The organism is Nostoc sp. NOS(2021) (genome assembly GCF_017115025.1).
Taxonomy (GTDB): Bacteria; Cyanobacteriota; Cyanobacteriia; order Cyanobacteriales; family Nostocaceae; genus Nostoc.
The window spans coordinates 1-3,160 of the sequence record NZ_JABXKM010000260.1; the positions used below are offsets into that span (position 1 = coordinate 1).

Annotated in this window: 3 protein-coding genes; 1 reads left to right on the top strand and 2 read right to left on the bottom strand. The window is 40.3% G+C overall.

The window, feature by feature from the left end; genetic code table 11:
* Positions 1-118: 118 nt before the first annotated feature.
* Positions 119-1,561: a cardiolipin synthase gene (gene cls, locus HWQ41_RS26525; protein WP_292769811.1), complete on the top strand. Its 1,443-nt coding sequence runs from the start codon at positions 119-121 to the stop codon at positions 1,559-1,561.
* A 557-nt stretch (positions 1,562-2,118) separates the two neighbouring features.
* Here cls and HWQ41_RS26530 read toward each other — a convergent pair.
* Together HWQ41_RS26530 and HWQ41_RS26535 are read right to left on the bottom strand one after the other, a co-directional pair.
* The gene (locus HWQ41_RS26530; protein ID WP_292769813.1) at positions 2,119-2,550 is read right to left on the bottom strand and encodes an NUDIX domain-containing protein; all 432 of its coding nucleotides are present in this window, start codon (positions 2,548-2,550) and stop codon (positions 2,119-2,121) included.
* A gap of 8 nt (positions 2,551-2,558) precedes the next feature.
* Complete coding sequence (locus tag HWQ41_RS26535; protein WP_292769815.1) at positions 2,559-3,011, bottom strand: DUF3531 family protein; 453 nt, start codon at positions 3,009-3,011, stop codon at positions 2,559-2,561.
* Between the last annotated feature and the right edge of the window lie 149 nt (positions 3,012-3,160).

The following is a 3,160-nucleotide window of genomic DNA, read 5'->3' on the forward strand; positions in this document are numbered from 1 at the left end:
TAGGACTTACGCAAAACCACACGCTGTAGGGGCAATTCATGAATTGCCCCTACCATAAAATCACTCTTTTCGGCTATTGTTTGCGTAAGTCCTGATATCAATACTCAAAAAAACTAAGATGCTAGTAGATGGTGGTGTTCTAGCTATTTTTAGCACAGCTACAGTTGTTGTTCATCTCGTGGGAGTTGCACATGCAGCCCATGCAGTAATGAATGTGCGTTCTTCCCAAGGGGCAATTGCCTGGAGCATTTCTCTAATTACCTTCCCCTGGCTAGCTATTCCGTTGTATTGGATTTTAGGAAGAACTAAATTTCATGGATATGCTGAAACACTGCGCTCAGTCTATGCACAACACTACAAGCTTGTTCATCAGACTTATAGTGAAGTTATTAAATTTCAGGTTGCGCCACCAGATAATCTAGCCGAGTTGCAACCATTAGCGGAGGCTTTTACAGAAATTTCTTTCACATCAGGCAATGCTGCCGAATTACTGATTGATGGTCAGCAAACCTATAAAGCGATGCTGAAAAAGATTGCATCGGCGACAAATTATATTTTGTTGCAATCCTATAGTGTTAACGATGACCAATCAGGTAATGAGTTTAAAGAAGCATTGATTGCTAAAGCCAAACAAGGAGTAAGCATCTACTTTCTCTACGATGAAATTGGTTCACAGAAATTATCTCGCTCTTATATCGAGTCTCTAAAACAGCATGGAATTGCAGTGAGTGCATTTAACACCACTAAAGGTCAGGGTAATCGGTTCCAATTTAATTTTCGCAATCATCGGAAAATTCTGGTGGTGGATGGAGAAATAGCATTTGTAGGTGGACTAAATATTGGTGACGAATATTTAGGAAAAAATCCTCGCTTGAGTCCCTGGCGCGATACCCACATGATGCTCGAAGGTCCAACTGTACAAAGCCTACAAAACTCCTTTGTGCGAGATTGGTATTGGGCAACTCGAAAACTTCTCGAAGTTAACTGGCAGGTAAAAATTAATCGGGAAACTAATCAAACTGCATTCATACTTCCTACAGGGCCCGCAGATCAGCTACCAGCTTGTAAGCTTTTTTTCGTCGAACTAATTAATCAAGCTCAAACTCACCTCTGGATTGCTAGTCCATACTTTGTGCCGGACGAGGCAACATTGTCAGCCTTAAAACTGGCAGCAATGCGAGGTGTAGATGTGCGAATTATCTTACCAAATCGACCTGATCACTTATTTGTTTATTTATGTTCCTTCTCTTACTACACCGAAATGGAAACAATCGGTATCAGGTTGTATCGTTACAAAAATGGGTTTATGCACCAGAAAGTTATAGTCATTGATGAGAATCTAGCAGGGGTAGGAACTGTTAACTTAGATAATCGCTCTTTTTCCCTAAATTTTGAAGTTATGGGTTTTGTTACCGAACGTCGGTTTGTCCAAAGTGTGAAAAAGATGTTAGAGGATGATTTAGCTGTCTGTGTTGCTGTTGATCTTGATGAGTACGATAAAAAACCTTTTTGGTTCAAGTTAGCTGTGAGAGTCTCTCGATTGCTGACTCCTTTACTTTAATCGGAAAAGTTTTAAGGCTTCAGGATTTGGTGAGCGATCGCACTCGCAAATTTTAAGAAAGATCCGGGTAATAGATAGCTTTTTAAGGGGGGTTAGGGGCAGGGCTATTTCGTTCTAGACAGAAACCGCCCAGAACTGAAGTTTAGCGGCTCATAGCTAAAGTCCGTTAAAACTGACTATAACCTTTTCTTAGTCGTCTTTAGACGACTTTCGCTGTTAGACTCAGAATTCATTCTGAGGCGGACTAGATGAGGATGAAATAGCCCTGGGTTAGGGGGGATCTAAAATAAAAATTTGCCTGCCAATGAACAAGATGCGGTTATTGCTAGCCTACGCATCTACCATTTAACCTACATTCCGCACCCTCAACTGTCACAATCGGTTTTTACTGTTTTTTAGATGGAAACAAAGCTACTGAATATACATTAAAGCAGTAAAATAACTGAACATCGAAGATGCACAAGCATAATCTGCAACTACAAAAATCACAAAAACTTAGTAATTACACTATGTGACACCCCAAGGTGCGGAATGTGGGATTTAAATTTCCAGATGATTTATAAATATTCAAAAAATACTTCAGGTACTAATCGGAATTCCCCAGATTTCAAGCGAGAGATATCTATCCATAACGCTCTATGTTTATGATTTTGTGATTCTGAAAAAACTAAACTTTCCAGTTGATAAAATTTGGAATCAGCAAAATCACATTGATAAAGCTGAATAATTTCGTGACCTTGCCTACCATTAAATGTAAACAGGTTCTCTATACAACCTAGATAATTAATATTCGTTAAGTCTGCCTGAATTTCCTCTTGAAACTCCCGTTCTAAGGCGACGCGGCTGGTTTCGCCAAATTCAACACCACCGCCCAAAGCACGATAAAATCTTTCTTGCTTTACGGGGTCGTAGCCTTCAGAAAGAAATATGCGTTCACCATCCCGAATTAGCCCCAAGGCTATTACCCGAATTTCGCCTGCTTTATTCATTTTTATAACTAATTATCGTAAATAGACTGAGGACGACTTTCGCTATCCTCAATAGGCCAATCTGAATTTTCGCCACCCATGTACAATTCTTCAATGGTGACATATTCCTCACTTAGCTGTGTGAGGGCGTTGATTAAAATATCCAGAGCGATCGCATCACTGGTTCCTAAGTCAAACCAACAACGCCCCCACTGACCCTCATATTCAAACTCACCGATGTTGTGCATCAGTGCTAGCAGGCTTTTATCATACCCTTGTGCATCATAATTCATGTAGCTGATATCGAGTCCAGTGTCCTGCACCTGAAGATTCTCAGCATTAAATGCACCCAATTTACCCAGATAAAACCAGGAATTGAAAACTTCTTCTACAAACTGCTTTTCACGCGCAGAAGGATTTGTGCTGAATTTCAGCCAAATCCACATATCAAAAGGATTAATTTCGCGGAACTGAATCTCCATTTTGGTCTAATATCTCAATTACTCTTCTGAAAATAAGCATATCAAAGTAGGGCATAGGGAATGGGGCATAGGGAATAGAGAAAAAACTCAATCGCCAATGCCCAATGCCCAATGCCCAATGCCCAATGCCCAATGCCCAATGCCCAATG

Coding starts and splice junctions, on each gene's coding strand:
- cls (WP_292769811.1), top strand. CDS start 119: ATGCTAGTAGATGGTGGTGTTCTAGCTATTTTTAGCACAGCTACAGTT.
- HWQ41_RS26530 (WP_292769813.1), bottom strand. CDS start 2,550: ATGAATAAAGCAGGCGAAATTCGGGTAATAGCCTTGGGGCTAATTCGG.
- HWQ41_RS26535 (WP_292769815.1), bottom strand. CDS start 3,011: ATGGAGATTCAGTTCCGCGAAATTAATCCTTTTGATATGTGGATTTGG.